This window comes from Amycolatopsis sp. NPDC051371, assembly GCF_040682155.1.
Lineage (GTDB): Bacteria > Actinomycetota > Actinomycetes > Mycobacteriales > Pseudonocardiaceae > Amycolatopsis.
Window position 1 is genome coordinate 28,651 of sequence record NZ_JBFBAG010000022.1, and the last position, 14,286, is coordinate 42,936.

19 protein-coding genes are annotated in these 14,286 nt (G+C 71.0%); 7 read left to right on the forward strand and 12 right to left on the reverse strand.

Annotated features, from left to right (window positions below; translation table 11 throughout):
- Positions 1 to 14: 14 nt before the first annotated feature.
- Positions 15 to 383, reverse strand: coding sequence for a hypothetical protein (locus AB0M59_RS25840; protein ID WP_364619455.1), 369 nt, complete (start codon positions 381 to 383; stop codon positions 15 to 17).
- Between the two features lie 147 nt (positions 384 to 530).
- Between AB0M59_RS25840 and AB0M59_RS25845 the strand changes: the two genes are divergently transcribed.
- Positions 531 to 743, forward strand: a complete 213-nt coding sequence (locus AB0M59_RS25845) for a hypothetical protein (protein WP_364619857.1) — start codon at positions 531 to 533, stop codon at positions 741 to 743.
- A 568-nt stretch (positions 744 to 1,311) separates the two neighbouring features.
- Here the strand turns inward: AB0M59_RS25845 and AB0M59_RS25850 are convergent.
- Positions 1,312 to 1,752, reverse strand: a complete 441-nt coding sequence (locus AB0M59_RS25850) for a hypothetical protein (RefSeq protein WP_364619458.1) — start codon at positions 1,750 to 1,752, stop codon at positions 1,312 to 1,314.
- A gap of 237 nt (positions 1,753 to 1,989) precedes the next feature.
- Between AB0M59_RS25850 and AB0M59_RS25855 the strand changes: the two genes are divergently transcribed.
- Positions 1,990 to 3,249, forward strand: a complete 1,260-nt coding sequence (locus tag AB0M59_RS25855; RefSeq protein ID WP_364619461.1) for a PP2C family protein-serine/threonine phosphatase — start codon at positions 1,990 to 1,992, stop codon at positions 3,247 to 3,249.
- Between the two features lie 33 nt (positions 3,250 to 3,282).
- On the opposite strand, the gene AB0M59_RS25860 is transcribed toward AB0M59_RS25855, so the two are convergent.
- The 7 genes from AB0M59_RS25860 to AB0M59_RS25890 form a co-directional block, all read right to left on the reverse strand.
- Positions 3,283 to 3,747 carry a hypothetical protein gene (locus AB0M59_RS25860; protein WP_364619464.1) on the reverse strand — a complete coding sequence of 155 codons (465 nt, stop codon included), beginning with the start codon at positions 3,745 to 3,747 and terminating at the stop codon, positions 3,283 to 3,285.
- Between the two features lie 73 nt (positions 3,748 to 3,820).
- The gene (locus AB0M59_RS25865; RefSeq protein ID WP_364619467.1) at positions 3,821 to 4,684 is read right to left on the reverse strand and encodes a serine hydrolase; all 864 of its coding nucleotides are present in this window, start codon (positions 4,682 to 4,684) and stop codon (positions 3,821 to 3,823) included.
- Positions 4,685 to 4,828: 144 nt separating this feature from the next.
- Entirely contained in the window at positions 4,829 to 5,716 is an 888-nt protein-coding gene (locus AB0M59_RS25870) for a hypothetical protein (RefSeq protein WP_364619469.1), read from the reverse strand.
- Positions 5,716 to 6,210 (reverse strand): SigE family RNA polymerase sigma factor, encoded by a 495-nt coding sequence (locus AB0M59_RS25875; RefSeq protein WP_364619471.1) that lies wholly within the window; start codon positions 6,208 to 6,210, stop codon positions 5,716 to 5,718. Before AB0M59_RS25875 ends, AB0M59_RS25870 begins: the two co-directional genes overlap by 1 nt.
- Positions 6,211 to 6,215: 5 nt before the next feature.
- Positions 6,216 to 7,157: an LLM class flavin-dependent oxidoreductase gene (locus AB0M59_RS25880; RefSeq protein WP_364619474.1), complete on the reverse strand. Its 942-nt coding sequence runs from the start codon at positions 7,155 to 7,157 to the stop codon at positions 6,216 to 6,218.
- A complete protein-coding gene (locus AB0M59_RS25885) occupies positions 7,157 to 7,528 on the reverse strand; it encodes a hypothetical protein (RefSeq protein ID WP_364619477.1) in 372 nt (123 codons plus the stop codon). The genes AB0M59_RS25880 and AB0M59_RS25885 overlap by 1 nt, the downstream gene beginning before the upstream one ends.
- Before the next feature lie 242 nt (positions 7,529 to 7,770).
- Positions 7,771 to 8,706 carry an alpha/beta fold hydrolase gene (locus tag AB0M59_RS25890; RefSeq protein ID WP_364619843.1) on the reverse strand — a complete coding sequence of 312 codons (936 nt, stop codon included), beginning with the start codon at positions 8,704 to 8,706 and terminating at the stop codon, positions 7,771 to 7,773.
- A gap of 59 nt (positions 8,707 to 8,765) precedes the next feature.
- Between AB0M59_RS25890 and AB0M59_RS25895 the strand changes: the two genes are divergently transcribed.
- Together AB0M59_RS25895 and AB0M59_RS25900 are read left to right on the forward strand one after the other, a co-directional pair.
- Entirely contained in the window at positions 8,766 to 9,290 is a 525-nt protein-coding gene (locus AB0M59_RS25895) for a helix-turn-helix domain-containing protein (protein WP_364619479.1), read from the forward strand.
- A gap of 234 nt (positions 9,291 to 9,524) precedes the next feature.
- Positions 9,525 to 10,844, forward strand: coding sequence for a glycoside hydrolase family 6 protein (locus tag AB0M59_RS25900; RefSeq protein ID WP_364619846.1), 1,320 nt, complete (start codon positions 9,525 to 9,527; stop codon positions 10,842 to 10,844).
- A 65-nt stretch (positions 10,845 to 10,909) separates the two neighbouring features.
- On the opposite strand, the gene AB0M59_RS25905 is transcribed toward AB0M59_RS25900, so the two are convergent.
- The gene (locus AB0M59_RS25905; protein ID WP_364619482.1) at positions 10,910 to 11,332 is read right to left on the reverse strand and encodes a MarR family transcriptional regulator; all 423 of its coding nucleotides are present in this window, start codon (positions 11,330 to 11,332) and stop codon (positions 10,910 to 10,912) included.
- A 92-nt stretch (positions 11,333 to 11,424) separates the two neighbouring features.
- Between AB0M59_RS25905 and AB0M59_RS25910 the strand changes: the two genes are divergently transcribed.
- Genes AB0M59_RS25910 through AB0M59_RS25920 form a run of 3 tightly spaced genes read left to right on the forward strand, consistent with a single transcriptional unit; the run spans position 11,425 to position 13,329 of the window.
- Positions 11,425 to 12,213 carry an alpha/beta hydrolase gene (locus AB0M59_RS25910; protein WP_364619485.1) on the forward strand — a complete coding sequence of 263 codons (789 nt, stop codon included), beginning with the start codon at positions 11,425 to 11,427 and terminating at the stop codon, positions 12,211 to 12,213.
- Positions 12,214 to 12,229: 16 nt separating this feature from the next.
- Entirely contained in the window at positions 12,230 to 12,985 is a 756-nt protein-coding gene (locus tag AB0M59_RS25915; RefSeq protein ID WP_364619488.1) for an MBL fold metallo-hydrolase, read from the forward strand.
- Positions 12,982 to 13,329, forward strand: a complete 348-nt coding sequence (locus tag AB0M59_RS25920) for a putative quinol monooxygenase (RefSeq protein ID WP_364619490.1) — start codon at positions 12,982 to 12,984, stop codon at positions 13,327 to 13,329. The genes AB0M59_RS25915 and AB0M59_RS25920 overlap by 4 nt, the downstream gene beginning before the upstream one ends.
- Before the next feature lie 103 nt (positions 13,330 to 13,432).
- Here AB0M59_RS25920 and AB0M59_RS25925 read toward each other — a convergent pair whose 3' ends face one another.
- Both AB0M59_RS25925 and AB0M59_RS25930 read right to left on the reverse strand, forming a co-directional pair.
- A complete protein-coding gene (locus AB0M59_RS25925) occupies positions 13,433 to 13,855 on the reverse strand; it encodes an ATP-binding protein (protein WP_364619493.1) in 423 nt (140 codons plus the stop codon).
- Positions 13,852 to 14,214: an STAS domain-containing protein gene (locus tag AB0M59_RS25930; RefSeq protein WP_364619496.1), complete on the reverse strand. Its 363-nt coding sequence runs from the start codon at positions 14,212 to 14,214 to the stop codon at positions 13,852 to 13,854. Before AB0M59_RS25930 ends, AB0M59_RS25925 begins: the two co-directional genes overlap by 4 nt.
- Positions 14,215 to 14,286 lie beyond the last annotated feature (72 nt).

A 14,286-nucleotide genomic window follows, 5' to 3' on the forward strand; every position in this document is an offset into this window, starting at 1 on the left:
AGCCGCCGGGTCGCTCAGCTCGCGGTGAAGTTCTGGTCGACTTCGGTGGCCAGGGCCCGCAACGCCTGGTCCAAGACCTCGCGCACCTGGTCGGCGTCGACGTCTTCGGTTACCTCCACCAGCAGTTCCGCCTCGCTGGACCCGGCGCCGTGGTCGGTGACGCGCAGGTGGCCGGCCCAGCCGCCACGGCCGACCGGGTGCCACTCCATCCGGTGCTCGGACGCCTTGAGGTCGATCTCGTAGCGGTGCACGTCATCCGGCCGCCACTGCACGTCGACCGTCGCGGTCCCCGTGCCGATCACCTGCACCGGCGCCGGCAGCCACGTCCGCACGCGGGTGAGGTCGGCAGCGGTGTTGAGGACGATGTCGGCGTCCGCGGCCATCGTGCGGCTCTTCCCTCGAACGTGATTCACGGCGCCGGAGTACCCCTGCCGTCGTCGTCGAAACGACCGGCGCGGGTCCGCCGTGTCGGACTGCGTGCTCGGCATGCTGCTGCGCGGGCAGCCGCGGGCGGATCCCGGCTTCGCCGGATGCTCGACGAGAGCCTCGCGAAGTGGCACTTCTGGACCACGTTCCTCGGCTTCTACACCACGTTCTTCGTCCGGCACTGGCTCGGCGACGCCGGCTTGCAGGGCGAGAGCCAGGATCCGCGGGGCGGTGACGACATGACCACCTTCCCCGAGTCCGTCCGGCTCACGGCCCGGGGACGCCGTCGGCTGCGCGGGATCGAGCGGTCCCGATGACAGGTCCGGCACCACCGGCGCCTGCCTGGGATCCCTCGTGCGAACGAATCCGGACTTCACCGGGAAACGGCGACGACGCTTGGCCGTGCGCGAAGCAGTGCCTCAACCCGGCCGAGGCCGCCTCGGCCGACACCCGAGTCCGGCCTCCGGTGAAAGCGGGACGTCTCGATCCTCACCACCGAACACGTGGCGACCCGCCTGCTCCGCCGCCGCTTCACGCACCGCCGCCGACCTACGAACGACGTGGCTACCCACCCATCCGACTGCTGTTGCGGTATCAGTGAATCAGCTCGTGCGGCCGAGTCAGGTCGGGCTCCGGAGCGGCTGGAGCACGCGTGCGGTGGGCGGGGCGGAACCTCGGCTCGGCGGCCCAAGCCGGTTCCCTGCCCCCGACCGCCGAGTTGTCCTGGCGGCCAAGGGGGCAGGCACACCGAGGGGTGCTCCCTTGGCCGTTCCGTTGAACAGATGCGGAACAACGGGGACATCACAAACCACAGGTCAGGCCAGCGAGCCGCTGGGCGCGCTGGTGATCGGCTCCGGGGTGGTGCATGGTAGACGAGTGGACACGTCACCCCCAGGCAGCGATCGAGACACACAGCAAGCGCAGGGTGACGACGACACGGCTGGGACCGCAGCCGAAACGCAGCCCAGCTCGCGCGACCGGGTCGCCGACCAACGTGACCGCATCGCAGACCAACGTGACCGCATCGCAGACCAGCGCGACCGCACCGCCGACCAACGTGACCGCACCGCCGACCAGCGCGACCGCACCGCAGACCAGCGCGACCGCACCGCAGACAAACGTGACCGCACCGCCGACCAGCGTGACCGCACTGGCGACAAACGTGACCGCACCGCCGACCAGCGTCACCGCATCGACGACAACCGCGATCTCGAAACTCGGTCGATGGATGATGGCACCCGCAATGGCAAAGTGCCGTGACAGTTGCGGTGAGGCCGTCCCTGTCGGCCGTCGCGCCCCCTCGATGACGTGACAGACCGCGGACACGGCGGAGCACCTCCGACGGGCCGAGTACCACCGCGCGAGTGCGGAGAGCGACCGCCGACCGGCCGAGGACTCCCGGCCAGCTCCCCGTGACCCGGTCGACGACCGGGCGGGCCATAGTACCGGTCGTTGGTCACGCCCGGCACGGTCTTGCGCCGGCCTTCCTCGCGTGGCACAAAATGGCGAGCCCAAGGATCGGTCGTTCTGCTGGTTCGGCAGCGAGATGCCAGAGTGGACGTCGTGGACCTGTCTCGCGCGGAGCCGGCTTCGGGCGAGGCGGCCGACGTACTCGGCGTCAAACAGAACGAGATCGTTACCTCGCTGCGCCGTCGAGTTCGTACCGCGTGCGGCGAAGGCGGGGTCCCCAGCGAGGACCGAGCCCGGCTGGTGCTGGCGGTCACCCTCCTCGCCGAGGCGATCCTCGACGCCGGCGGAATGGTCGACCTGGAAACCACCGTGACCGACGGCGTGCTCACCATCAGCGTCCGGTCGTCGGAACCGATCACCCAGTCAGATCTCGACAACCTGCCGCGGCCGGCCGCCGCGACGGACGACGGCCGCGCCACCTGGCGCTTCATCACCGGTGACCTGCCGATTCCCGTGCCGGCCGATGATGGGCGGGCGACCCGGGAAGAGATGCTCGCGCTCACCACCCGCGCCGACGCGCACGCCCGTGGACTACAAGAACTCAAACAAGAGCTGGCCGAGACCAACAGTGGCGTGCTGGCCATGTACATCGAACTCGAACAACGCGACGAGCAGCTCCGCCACGCGCACGCGCGGATCTTCCACGAGCTGGAGGATGCGCTGCGGCCCCCGCCGCCGTCCGTTCCGGGACTGGAGCTCGGCGTCTGCTACTCCCCGACCGAAGCGGACTCCCCCACTGGCGGTGACCTCTACGACTGGTTCGTCCTGCCCGATGGCCACCTGCACGTGACGCTGGTCGACGCCGTCGGCCACGGCGTCGCCTCGACCAGGGACGCCCTCACTGTCACCCACACGATCCGCACCCTCGCGCTGGAAAGGCACCCCTTTTCCGACCTGATCGCCCACGCTTCGCGCACCCTCGCGCCGATCGCGCCCCACCTCATGGCGACGGTGCTGCTGGCCCGGATCGACCCCGCGACCGGCGCGACCCATCTCGCCAACGGCGGCCACCCGGAACCCGTCCTGGTCGACCCTGCCGGCTCCGCACGGCTCCTGCGCCCTCCGGCCACGGGCCGCGGAGTCGGTTTCCCGCGCCCCGGCAGCCCGCGCCTGCTCGACGTCGAGCTGGCGCCGGGCGCGACTTTGCTGCTCTACACCGACGGACTGGTCGAGACCCGCAAAGACGTCGACGAGGGTCAGGCCCGCTTGCTGGAACTGGCAGGCGCGCACGCCGACCGGCCCGCGACGGTACTGCCGAGCGAAGTCGTCGAACGCATGCACGATGTGGTGCTGTACGCGGACGACACCGTGTTGCTGGCCATCCGCCGACCCGCCGCCGACGCGAGACGATGACCGGCACCGCCGCCTACAACCGGCTCGCCGGGATCAACCCAGGCTACTGGCGGATCTTTCGCGAAACGGTTCGGCCTGCCCGCGCGCCCGCGGATCCTCGACGCCGGCTGCGGCACGGGCATCGGCCGCCGCGTGTTCGAAGTGGACGGCCTGCTCGACGCGGTCAACCGCCCTCCCCGGCAGTCCGCACCCGCAACCACACGCGGCGCGATCGACCTGCACCGACAGCTCGGCAGAATCCGGCACGTGCGAGCCCGAGAAGAGCCCGAGAGGTCGCGCACACGACGACAGAACGCGGTATAGCCCGACACAGGCGATGGCCGATGACCAGCCGAAAAGGTCTTGTCCGGCATCACTCGACACCACCCGACACATAAAAAAGCGATCTCTTAACCAGCGGGTTCGGGGTTCGAGTCCCTGATGGCGCACCCCCCCACTCTCCAGGTTGAAGATCTCTTCAACCTGGGGTTTTGTGGTATCTGGAATCATTGCTTCCACTTCCTCTCTGTCCTTTGTGGCCGCCCGGGAGCGCAGACCCGGGGGCAGCGGCGGGGGCAAGATCTCCGGAACTTCACTTACCTCCCGACCCTGGCGCGAAACTGATGTCCGTGCGGCCGAACAGTTGCTGGGCGACGGACTTGCACACTTCGGCCCCGTACCGGTGCCCGTCACCCTGCTCCGGGTAGTGGACCATGACCGCGAGCACCCAGTGGTCCCACATCGCCAGGCAGTTCACCGCCCACCAGGTTCCGTGGCGGGTCCAGCCGTTCTTGATCGCCAGGCGCCGGTCCGAGAGGGCTGGTGCCTCCGGGATGCCGAACGCGTCGGCGGGATCGACCGACCGCATGAGGTCGAGCAGCTTGGTCCGCCACTGCGGGCTCACACCCGGACCGCGGGCCACGCACTGGCCGAGCAGCGTCGCGTCGGTCGCGGGCATCGTGGTCTTGGACCACCAGCCCGGCTCGATCGCCGTGTCGTGCAATCCGCAGGTCCGGATCATCCGATTGATCGACTCGTCCCCGCCGAGGCGGAGGTACAGCGTCTGGGCGGCGTGGTCGTCACTGGCCCGGATCATCCGGGTCACCCGGGCCTCGTCGTCGGCCGGGATCCGTGAGTTTCGCGCGGCGAGGAAGTCCACGGCCAGCCAGATCTTGATCATGGATTCGGTCGTGTTGCGCAAGGTTCCGTCGCCGACCACCACACCGGTGTCGAGTTCTCGCAACGCCCAGGACCACTCGCCCCTGACATCGACCGCCACCTTGGCTTCCTCCGGACGCGGCATGGCCGGACGCGTATCCGGCTCCGATGGCACGTACGAGACGGGCCTTTCCGCCGCCGCGGCGGGCCCGTTCGCCGGCCGGAGGCAGACCACCGCGGTGAGTGCGCCGAAGATGACGACCACCACCACCAGGATGACGAGCACGGAAATACGCATCGAAACTCCTTCGGCCGGGCGATGGATCGATGCCGGGGTGGTGAAGGCTCGACGAAGAAACCGTCCCTTTTCGAGAAAGAAGAGAAGCAACGACCCCGGGCTGAGCCGGGATTGACTCAGGTCACTCGCGGGGAAGCTCCGTGCTCATCGGTTGAGCTGGACGGAGTTCAGCAAGGCCAGCGCGGCCTGCTCGTTCGCGTGCGAGCTGTTGATTTCGAGGGTGTAGGCCCCGAGCTTCTTGAATTGGTGCGCGGGCAGCGGGTCCTGCGGGAAAGTGCTGTCCGCGTTGCCGGTCGTGCTGGTCAGCGACACGGTCAAGGAGAAACACCGGCTGTCGAGCGGAGCCCTCTTCGCTTCGGGGTCGGGGCAGAGCACCAGGGTGTTGGTCTCGGGCTCGCTGGTGAACGTGGTGACCTGCTGCCCGTCGGGGACCTGCACCGACTTCAGCGGCGAATCGACCACCGGCGGCGTGGTGCCGATCTTTCCCAGCAGGGCAAGCATTTCCGCGGCCGTCACCGGCTTCGTCGTCCTGACCCAGATCCATCGGTCCGGTCCGTCCTGCCACATGACCGACTTCGGATGCGGGATTTGGCCGGCGGTCGAGGGTTTCGTGGCCAGCGCACTCTCGGGCGCCTTGCCGTCACGGACGTCGATCTCGAACGCGTACCGGTGGTCTTGCCCGTAGTGCAGGCTGGCGAAGTGCGGCTGGACGGCCCAGACCAGCAAGTGCCAGGAACTGTCCTCGAAGCTCAGCGCCGGCGCGGCCGGGGGCACCTTCCCGGTGGCCGGCGACCCGGACGCCGCGGCGGACGGCGAACTCCCGAGCGCGGCCGGCGGCACCGCCGCGGTACCCCGATCCAGCAACCCGACGGCACCCGCACCGAGGGCGGCCACCGTGAGCGTCACCGCGGCGACGCTGGTCGTCCGGCGCAGCCGGATCCGGCGGGTGGCGACGGCGAGCACGTCGTCCGGATCAGGGGCCGAGGACTCCTGTGCGCGCAGCACGCGGCGCAACTCGTCGAGGTCGGTCATCACACACACTCCTTGCCTTCTTTGAGCTGGACGCGCAGCGAGCTCAGGCCGCGCGAAATGTGGCTGCGCACCGTCCCGGGCGCGCAACCGAGCACCGCGGCGATCTCGTCGTCGTCGCGGTCCTCGTAGAACCGCAGCACGATCGACGCCTTTTGGGCGCGGCTCAGCCCCTCGAGCAGGCCCGTGAGCTGGTCGGCGTCGGCGATCCGGTGCGCCGGATCGGGCGCGGTCGGCTCGCGGAACCGGGTGACGTCCGCGGTGGGCCGCACGGATCGCTGGTACCAGCGGCGGCGCCAGCCGACGTAGCCGTTGACGACCATCTTCCGCATGTACAGGTCCGGTCGATCCGCCGCCGCCACCCGCCGCCAGCCCTGGTGCGCGCGCACGAGCGCGTCCTGCACCACGTCCTGGGCCAGTTCACGGTCACCGGTCAGCACCGCGGCGAAGCGCACCAAGCTGGGCAGTTGCTCACGTGAGAACTCTTCGAACTGCACACCTCTCAAGATGCCGCTGCCCCGGCGATCTGTTGCACTTGCGTTCGAGTTTGTTCGTCCGCCGCCACGGCCAGCAGTTTCAGCGCGCTGTCGAGACGAGCGAATCGCGCCGGGTAGGAGCCCGCCAGCAGCAGGTCGGCGAGTCGTGCGTCGTGGTCACGCGACGAACTCGCGGACAGCCGGCGCGACGTCCTCGGCGAAGCGCGTGAGGAAGTCGGGCGACCCGGCCCGGTACAGGAAGCCGGCACCGGCGCCGAACTGACCTTCGATGTTGTAGCCGCGGCGGATGCTCCGCGGCGACCGGCCGGCGGCCCGCGCGGCCTCGTCGATGAGCCGGTTGGCCGCGGGCAGCGCCTCCGGCGGGAAGAACGGGGAGCTGGGGATCCAGCCGTCGCCGAGGGCGCCGACGACACGAAGCATCCGGGCCTGGTAGGCACCGAACCAGATGCCGATCTCATGCAGGGGCCGGGGACCGGGCGGACGCCGTCGAGCCGGTAGTGCGCGCCCCGGAAGTCGACGTCCTCTGTGGACGACCACAGCGCGCGGATGAGGTGCGTGGCCTCCTCCCGCGCCTCGATCGACTGACCGGCGGTCCGCGCGGGGCCGCCCTCCGCGACGATGGATTCCCACATCTGCTGCGCCCCGGTGCCGAGCCCGAGCTCGAACCGGCCGCCGCTGAGGATGTCCAGGGTGGACGCGGTGCGGGCGATCACGGCCGGCGGCCGCAGCGGGAGGTTGAGCAGGTTGGGCAGCACCGTGATCCGCCGCGTCCTGGCCACGATGGCGGACAGCAGCGCGATGGTGTCGAGCCGCTCGGGCCAGTACGGGTGGTCGGACAACGTGACGAGGTCGTAGCCGAGCCGCTCCATGAGCTCGGCCCAGCCGACGACGTCCTGCGGACGATCCGCGCTCGGCTCCAGCAGCGCGCCGAACTTCACCTCGGCCATCACGCGGCCCCGTCGCGAGTGCCGATCCGCGCCGGGGTGGCCGTGCCGTACACCCGCTCCGCGTGGGCCGCGTACGACTGCGGGGCCAGGCCCCCGAGCACGCCGCTGACCTCGGGCGGCATCTGGGCGATGATGTCCCGCACGGTTTCGGGATCGGCCTCGTAGACCATCATCCCGAAGATCAGCGGCATCTGCTCGGGAGTGATGTCGCCGGCGCTGTCGGCGATCATCCCGCCCCACTCGGCCGCGGTGATGTGCTTCTCGATCAGGGGAAGCGCGAGGTCCTCCTCCGTGGCGAGGTGCTCGACGAGCAGCCAGTGCAGGCGGGACACGGCTTCGGCGAGCGCTGCGCCCGGTAGCCCGCCGGCCAACGGCCGGAGAACGACCCGCCACCCGGCTGGTACACCGGCAAAGCCGTGCGGCTGACGAGCATGTCCACGCCGCGGTGGCGCGACTCGAACCGGCCCGAGATCGGCGGACCGGTACGTCGACACCGTGACCTCGTCCTGCGGTACCGACTCGATCGTCAAGGAGTCGACGAGCATCCCGATCCTCCGAAACGGGCTTGCTGAAGGCCGATCTTGATCGTACGTGGATCGGGCGCACCGGCGGGTCAGCGAAGCCGGGTGGCCAGCCAGCCGGCGACGGTGGTGAGCAGTTCGCCGTCCACCGGGTCGCGGAGCAGCCGGCGGTAGGCGAGCACGGATCCCGGGCCGTCGGTGCGGCGGAGGATGTGGGTCAGGCCGGGAATCCGGTGGGTTTCGGCCCCGCCCGGCACCAGGTGCGCGATCACGTCCAGGTCGTCCGGGTCGACTTGGGTGTCCTTCTCGCCGGTGACAGCCAGGACCGGCACGGCGATGCGGGCCAGGTCCGGGCGGGGGTCGTAGGCCAGCTGCTCGCGCCACCACCGGGCGTTGATCCGCATGCCACCGATGCGGGCGGTGTCGGTGGTGGTGGCGGCCAGCCGGGTCAGCTGCCGGGTGGCGGCGCGGCGCAGGACGGGCAGCAGGGGGCGGACGGGCCGCGGCAGCGTGCTCGCGATCCGGCCGCCTTGCCAGCGCAGGGCCTGTTCGCCCGGGCGGGCGTAGCCGGCGAGGAGGACCGCGGCGGCGGCTTCGGCGTGCGCGGCCAGCCACATCGCGTGCACGGCGCCTTCGCTGTGCCCGAGCACGCCGACGGCGCGCGGGCGGATCTCCGGGTGGCCACGCAGAGCGTTCAGCGCGGCGGCCGCGTCGGCCCGGTTGTCCAAGAACCCCACGGTGTGCCAGTCGCCGGGGGTGGCGCCGACCCCGCGCCGGTCGTAGCGCAGCGAGGCGACGCCTTGCCGGGCCAGGGCGGTGGCCAGCGGTTGGCCGAGGTCCATGCGCACCCGGCCGGCGTTGGAGTCGCGGTCGACCTTCCCGGAGCCGGGCAGGCAGAGCACGGCCGGGTGCGGGCCGTGGCCGGCGGGCAGGGTGAGCGTGCCCGCGAGGGCGAGGCCGTCGGCGGCCGGGACCGTCAACCGGAGTTCCCGCACGTCGTTGGTTCCGGTGCTCGTACCGGGGTTCATCACGTCGCCTCCATTAATATCAATTTTGATATAAGTATCAGAGATGAGAAGATGTGTCCATGGCTTCCCTCGACCTGCTGCTGCACCCCGTCCGGCTGCGCATCCTGCGGACGTTCCTGGACGGCCACCCGGCCACGACGGCGCAGTTGCGCGAGCGGCTGCCGGACATCCCGCACGCGACCATGTACCGGCACGTCGCGGCCCTCGCCGCCGCGGGCGTGCTCGAGGTGCTCGACGAGAAACGCGTCCGGGGCACCGTCGAGCGCACCTACCGGATGTCTTGGCACCACGCCGAAATCGGTCCGGCCGACCGAGCCGCCATGACCACCGACGACCACCGCCGGACCTTCACCGCGTTCGTCGGCGGCCTCCTGGCCGACTTCGACCGGTACCTGGACCGCGAACCGGCCGACGCGACCGCCGACGGCGTGACCTACCAGCAGGCCGCGCTGTGGCTGACCGACGACGAGATGGCCGAACTGCTGACCACGATCCGCGCGGCCGTCACCGCCCGGCTGGGCCAGGAGCCCGGCCAGGGCCGCACCCGACGCATGATCAGCCTGGTGACCATGCCGGCCGAGTGACTCCGCACCTTCACCATCGGAGGTGGACGACCATCGGCAGCGCGGGGAATTCCGGCGGCCCCTTTCCCGATCCGGCCCTCTCCGGCTACAGTCCCGAGGGCATTGGGAGCGCTCCCAGCACTTTCGGTTCGGCGATGTCCGGGACGAGGACGCTGCTGTTCCCGGACGCCTTCGTGCGCCGGGGCAGCCGTTTTCGCACCGGCGCAAAGGAGAAGGTGCATGCGAAGCAGGACATTGGCCGCCGGCGCGCTCGCCGCGCTGGCCACGACCGCCGTCGTCGCGACGACCACGTGGGCAGGCGCGCAGGCCGCCGGATCGGCGTACTACACCGACCCCGGCACCAATGCGGCCAAGTGGGTCGCGGCGAACCCCGGCGACTCGCGCGCCGCGGTCATCCGCGACCGCGTCGCCGCGGTACCGCAGGCGAGGTGGTTCACCACCACGAACACCTCCACGGTGCGCGGCGAGGTGGACGCCTACACCGCAGCCGCGGCCGCCGCGGGGAAGATCCCGATCATGGTCGTCTACGACATCCCCAACCGCGACTGCGGCGGCGCGAGCGGCGGCGGCGCGCCGTCACACGACGCCTACCGGGCCTGGATCGACCAGGTGGCAGCAGGTTTGGCGGGACGTCCCGCGGCCATCGTGCTCGAGCCCGACGTGCTCGCGCTCATGACGAACTGCCAGAGCGGCGACCAGCAGAGCCAGACCACCGCGTCGATCGCGTACGCGGGCAAGCGGCTCAAGGCCGGCTCGTCCCAGGCGAAGGTGTACTTCGACATCGGGCATTCCGCGTGGCTTTCGCCCGGCGACGCCGCGACGCGGCTGCGGGCCGCCGACGTCTCCAACAGCGCCGACGGCATCTCCACCAACGTGTCCAACTACCGCGCGACCGGCGACGAAGTCGCCTACGACAAGGCGATCCTCGGCCAGCTCGGTGACTCGCGGCTGAAGGCCGTGGTCGACACGAGCCGCAACGGCAACGGGCCGCAGGGCAGCGAGTGGTGCGACCCCGCCGGGCGCGCGATCGGCACGCCGAGCACCGACCAGACCGGTGACAGCCGGATCGACGCCTTCCTCTGGGTCAAACCGCCGGGTGAGGCGGACGGCTGCATCGCCACGGCGGGCCAATTCGTGCCGCAGCGGGCCTACGACCTCGCCGTCGCGGCCGGTCCGGTCCCCACCACCACTCCCACGACGCCGACCAGCGGCACTCCCACGACCACCACGACCCCGCAGCCGGCCGGCGGCTGCAAGGTCACGCACCGGGTGGTCAGCACCTGGTCCACCGGGTACACCGGCGAAATCGTCATCGAGAATCGCGGAACGCCGGTCGACCACTGGACGCTCACCTTCTCCGCCCCCGGGGTCACCGTCAGCCAGGGCTGGAACGGAAGCTGGACCGACACCGGCGACGTCGTCAAGGTCGACAGCGCGTCGTGGAACGGCACCCTCGGCACGGGCGCGACCGCCACGATCGGCTACAACGCGAACTACAACGGCAGCGCACCGCCGTTCCAGTCCGCGACGCTGAACGGGGCCTCCTGCGCCTGATCACCACCGTCCGCCGCGAAAGCGTGGGGTGACTCGCGACCTCGCAGTCGGGAGTCACCCCACGCCTAAGCGGTCGGATCGGGACCGAGCGCGCGATCCAGCAGCTCGCCCAGCTGGTCGAGCTGGGCCGCCGACAGGTCCCGGAACGAAGACTCGGCGATGGCGTCCACGAGGTGCTGCCCCTCGGCGCGCAGGCGCGCGCCTTCTTCGGTGAGCCGGTGCCGCACGGCCCGGCCCGGCCCGGGAACCCGTTCGATCAGGCCGCGGTCGGCCATCCGGGTCGCCAGCGAGCCGAAGGACTGGTCGGTCTGGAAGGTCAGCACCGCGAGGTCGTGGAGCGAGGCGTCCGGCTCGCGGTGCAGGTGGCGCAGCGTGTCCCACTGCACGAGGGAAAGCCCCAGCGGTGCCAGGGCACGGCTCAGCGCGCGGTGGTGGCGGTACTGCAGGCGCTTGACGGCCAGCGAGACCTCGCCGGGGCGGTACTTCATGCGTCCACCCTAACCGATCGAAGACAGGTTGCTTATCTAAGGAACCTTATATACGGTTCCTTAGGTACCGAGACCGCAACCGAGAAGGACCCATGACGACGCTCCCCACGGCCGGCTCGCTCCGGCCCACCCGCACCGAAATCCACACCCTCGGCCCGGCTCGGGTGACCCTCCAGGACCGCGACCGCACCCGCCCGTACCTCCTCCTGCACGGCGGTGGCGGGGTCGCCACGATGGCCGGCTTCGCCGACCTGCTCGCCGAGCGCACGCACTCCCGGGTGCTGCTGCCCACCCACCCCGGCTTCGGCGGCACCCCGAAGGACGAGAGCCTGACCGGCGTCACCGAACTGGCGCGGATGTACGTCGCGCTGCTGGAGGAGCTCGACCTCACCGACGTCACCGTGATCGGCAACTCGTTCGGGGGCTGGCTGGCCGCCGAGATCGCCCTGCTGAAGAGCCCCCGGGTCAGCGGCGCGGTGATCATCGACGGAGTCGGCATCGAGGTCGACGGCCACCCGCTGACCGACGTCAGCGGACTGTCCCCGGCCGAGCTGCGGGCGCACTCGTTCCACGACCCGGGCAAGGCGCCCGTTCCGCCGGGCGACGGCGGCACCGGGCCGAGCCCCGACGTCCGGGCCCTGATCGGCTACACCGGCCCGGCGATGACCGACCCGACGCTCGCCGGCCGGCTCGGCGGTCTCGACCTCCCCGTGCACGTCGTCTGGGGCGAAAGCGACGGCATCGTCGACCCGGAGTACGGGAAGGCCTACGCCGCCGCGATCCCGCTCTCGACGTTCACCCTGCTCCCCCGCACCGGCCACCTCCCGCAGGTCGAGACGCCCGAAGAGCTGCTGGGCGCGCTGCTCGACCTCGGCAACTGACCTCAGGAGAACCGGCATGAGCACCTCGTTGACCGTGACCCGGATCGGGCACGCCTGCCAGCTGATCGAGATCGGCGGGATCCGCGTCCTGACCGACCCGTGGTTCACCCAGACCGCCACCTACTACCAGGGTGAACCGGTCGCCTCGACGGTCGACGCCCTGGGCCGCGTCGACGCGGTCGTGGTCACCCACGAGCACTACGACCACTGCGACCTCGACGCCCTCGTCACCGGCGGCTTCGACCTCGGCATCCCGTTGATCGGACCGGGCACGGTCGCGGCTATCGCGCGGGACAAGGGATTCCGCGACGTCCGCGTCGTCGAGGCGTGGGAAGCCACGACGGTCGGCGACCTCACGGTGACGGCGACGCCGGGCAAGCACGGCGTCCACGAAGTCACCTTCGTCATCCAGGCCGGCGGACGCACCGTCTTCTTCGGCGGCGACTCGCTGCGGGTCCCGGAGCTGGACACCATCCCGGACCGGTTCGGCCCCGTCGACCTGGCCATCCTGCCGACGAACGGCTTGTGCATCCGGCCGATGAACCTCGCGCAGGTGGTCATGGACGCCGAGGACGCGGCGGGGCTGACGGCCGCGCTGAAGCCGGCGATGGCCGTGCCGCACCACTACGCGTTCCACAGCGGCCGTCTGGGCGACCGGATGATCACCAAGGGCGACCGGGACCCGCGGCACTACGCCGACGCGGTCGCGCGGCTCGCCCCGGAGATCGACGTCCGCCTCGCCCTGCCCGGGACGACGGTGGTCGTACCGTGAGCGACCGGCGGTTCATGCCCGAGATCGGCGACGACCTCCCGCCCGGCGAGCGCCCGATGGTGGCGGTCGTCCGGGCGGTTCCCGGCCACGAAGACCGGCTCGCCGCCGCCATCGCGGAGCTCACCACCGCGGTGCGGCGCGAGCCCGGCTGCCGGGAGTTCCGGTCGTTCCGCGACGTCGCCCACCCGGGCACCTTCCACCTCTACGAGATCTACGCCGACACCGACGCGTTCCGGGCGCACCTCGCGACCGCCCACGTGGCGCACTTCTTCACCGAGCTGGCCCAGCACAGCACGGCCGACGCCGGCGCGCTGACCCAGCTCGTGGAACTGGCCACCGTCTGATGTCGAGCTTGTTGTGCGGCACGGCTTTCGGGCCCGCGACGAGAAGCTGATCGGGCGGTCCGAAACAGACTGTCCACAAAGGATCCACTCAGCGGCCGTGCCGTCAGCGGCACGGTTCCTGGTGGGCCAGGGTGCAGGAAACCTTGGCCCACACCGTCTTGCCGGCCACCGGAAGGTCGTCACGGGAGCCCCAAGCCGTCGCCAGCCGGTCGACCAGGTACAGGCCACGCCCGCCGAAGCCGGTCCCCGCGGATGCTCGGAGGCGGGGTGGGGTCAGGGAGTCGTCCTCCACCCCGATCGTCACCTCGCACGGGTCCTCGTGGCGCGTCAGCCGGAGCCGGCGCGCGCCGCCCGCGTGCTCGTACGCGTTCTGGACCATCTCGTTCAGCACCAGCAGCACGTCTTCGCGGTGCGGCTCGCCCAGGTCGCTCAGGTGCCGGGCCGCCCAACGGCGGACGGCGGCGAGGTCGGCCGAGCCCGTGCCGTGGAGGTCGAACAGCGCCGAGTCGCCGGAGGGGGCGGTCATTCGGCCGGCAAAGCGTCGGCCAGGTCGGCGACCACGGGGATGAGCTCGTCGAGCCCGGTGATGTTCAGCGCGCGCTTGACGGCGTACTGGTCGGTGACGACCTTGACGCTCACGCCGCGTTCGCGGCTGCGGCGGTGGAGCCCGGCGAGGATGGTCAACCCCGCGGAGTCGATGAACCGGACCGCGCTCAGGTCGACCACGACGAGCTCGGCCGCCGTGGTGTCCACGCTTTCCTGGGCGAGCTCACGGCGGAGCTCGGGAGCCGTGCCCGCATCGATCTCCCCGGCGACCTCGACCACGTGGGCCGCGCCGGCCCGCCGGTGGGAGATGCGCAGGACGACCGGGTCGCCCTCGTCCACTGCTTCGGCCCCTTTCCGCTGCACACGCGCCGACATCGCCCAGCGTACGGGCCGGGTCACTCCGCCGCGCAG

Bases quoted from the DNA above. Each gene is read 5' to 3' on its own strand.
- AB0M59_RS25890 (WP_364619843.1), bottom strand. From the start codon at position 8,706: ATGAACCCCGGTACGAGCACCGGAACCAACGACGTGCGGGAACTCCGG.
- AB0M59_RS25845 (WP_364619857.1), top strand. From the start codon at position 531: ATGCTCGACGAGAGCCTCGCGAAGTGGCACTTCTGGACCACGTTCCTC.
- AB0M59_RS25925 (WP_364619493.1), bottom strand. From the start codon at position 13,855: ATGACCGCCCCCTCCGGCGACTCGGCGCTGTTCGACCTCCACGGCACG.
- AB0M59_RS25840 (WP_364619455.1), bottom strand. From the start codon at position 383: ATGGCCGCGGACGCCGACATCGTCCTCAACACCGCTGCCGACCTCACC.
- AB0M59_RS25905 (WP_364619482.1), bottom strand. From the start codon at position 11,332: ATGAAGTACCGCCCCGGCGAGGTCTCGCTGGCCGTCAAGCGCCTGCAG.
- AB0M59_RS25870 (WP_364619469.1), bottom strand. From the start codon at position 5,716: ATGACCGACCTCGACGAGTTGCGCCGCGTGCTGCGCGCACAGGAGTCC.
- AB0M59_RS25915 (WP_364619488.1), top strand. From the start codon at position 12,230: ATGAGCACCTCGTTGACCGTGACCCGGATCGGGCACGCCTGCCAGCTG.
- AB0M59_RS25910 (WP_364619485.1), top strand. From the start codon at position 11,425: ATGACGACGCTCCCCACGGCCGGCTCGCTCCGGCCCACCCGCACCGAA.
- AB0M59_RS25865 (WP_364619467.1), bottom strand. From the start codon at position 4,684: ATGCGTATTTCCGTGCTCGTCATCCTGGTGGTGGTGGTCGTCATCTTC.
- AB0M59_RS25880 (WP_364619474.1), bottom strand. From the start codon at position 7,157: ATGGCCGAGGTGAAGTTCGGCGCGCTGCTGGAGCCGAGCGCGGATCGT.
- AB0M59_RS25895 (WP_364619479.1), top strand. From the start codon at position 8,766: ATGGCTTCCCTCGACCTGCTGCTGCACCCCGTCCGGCTGCGCATCCTG.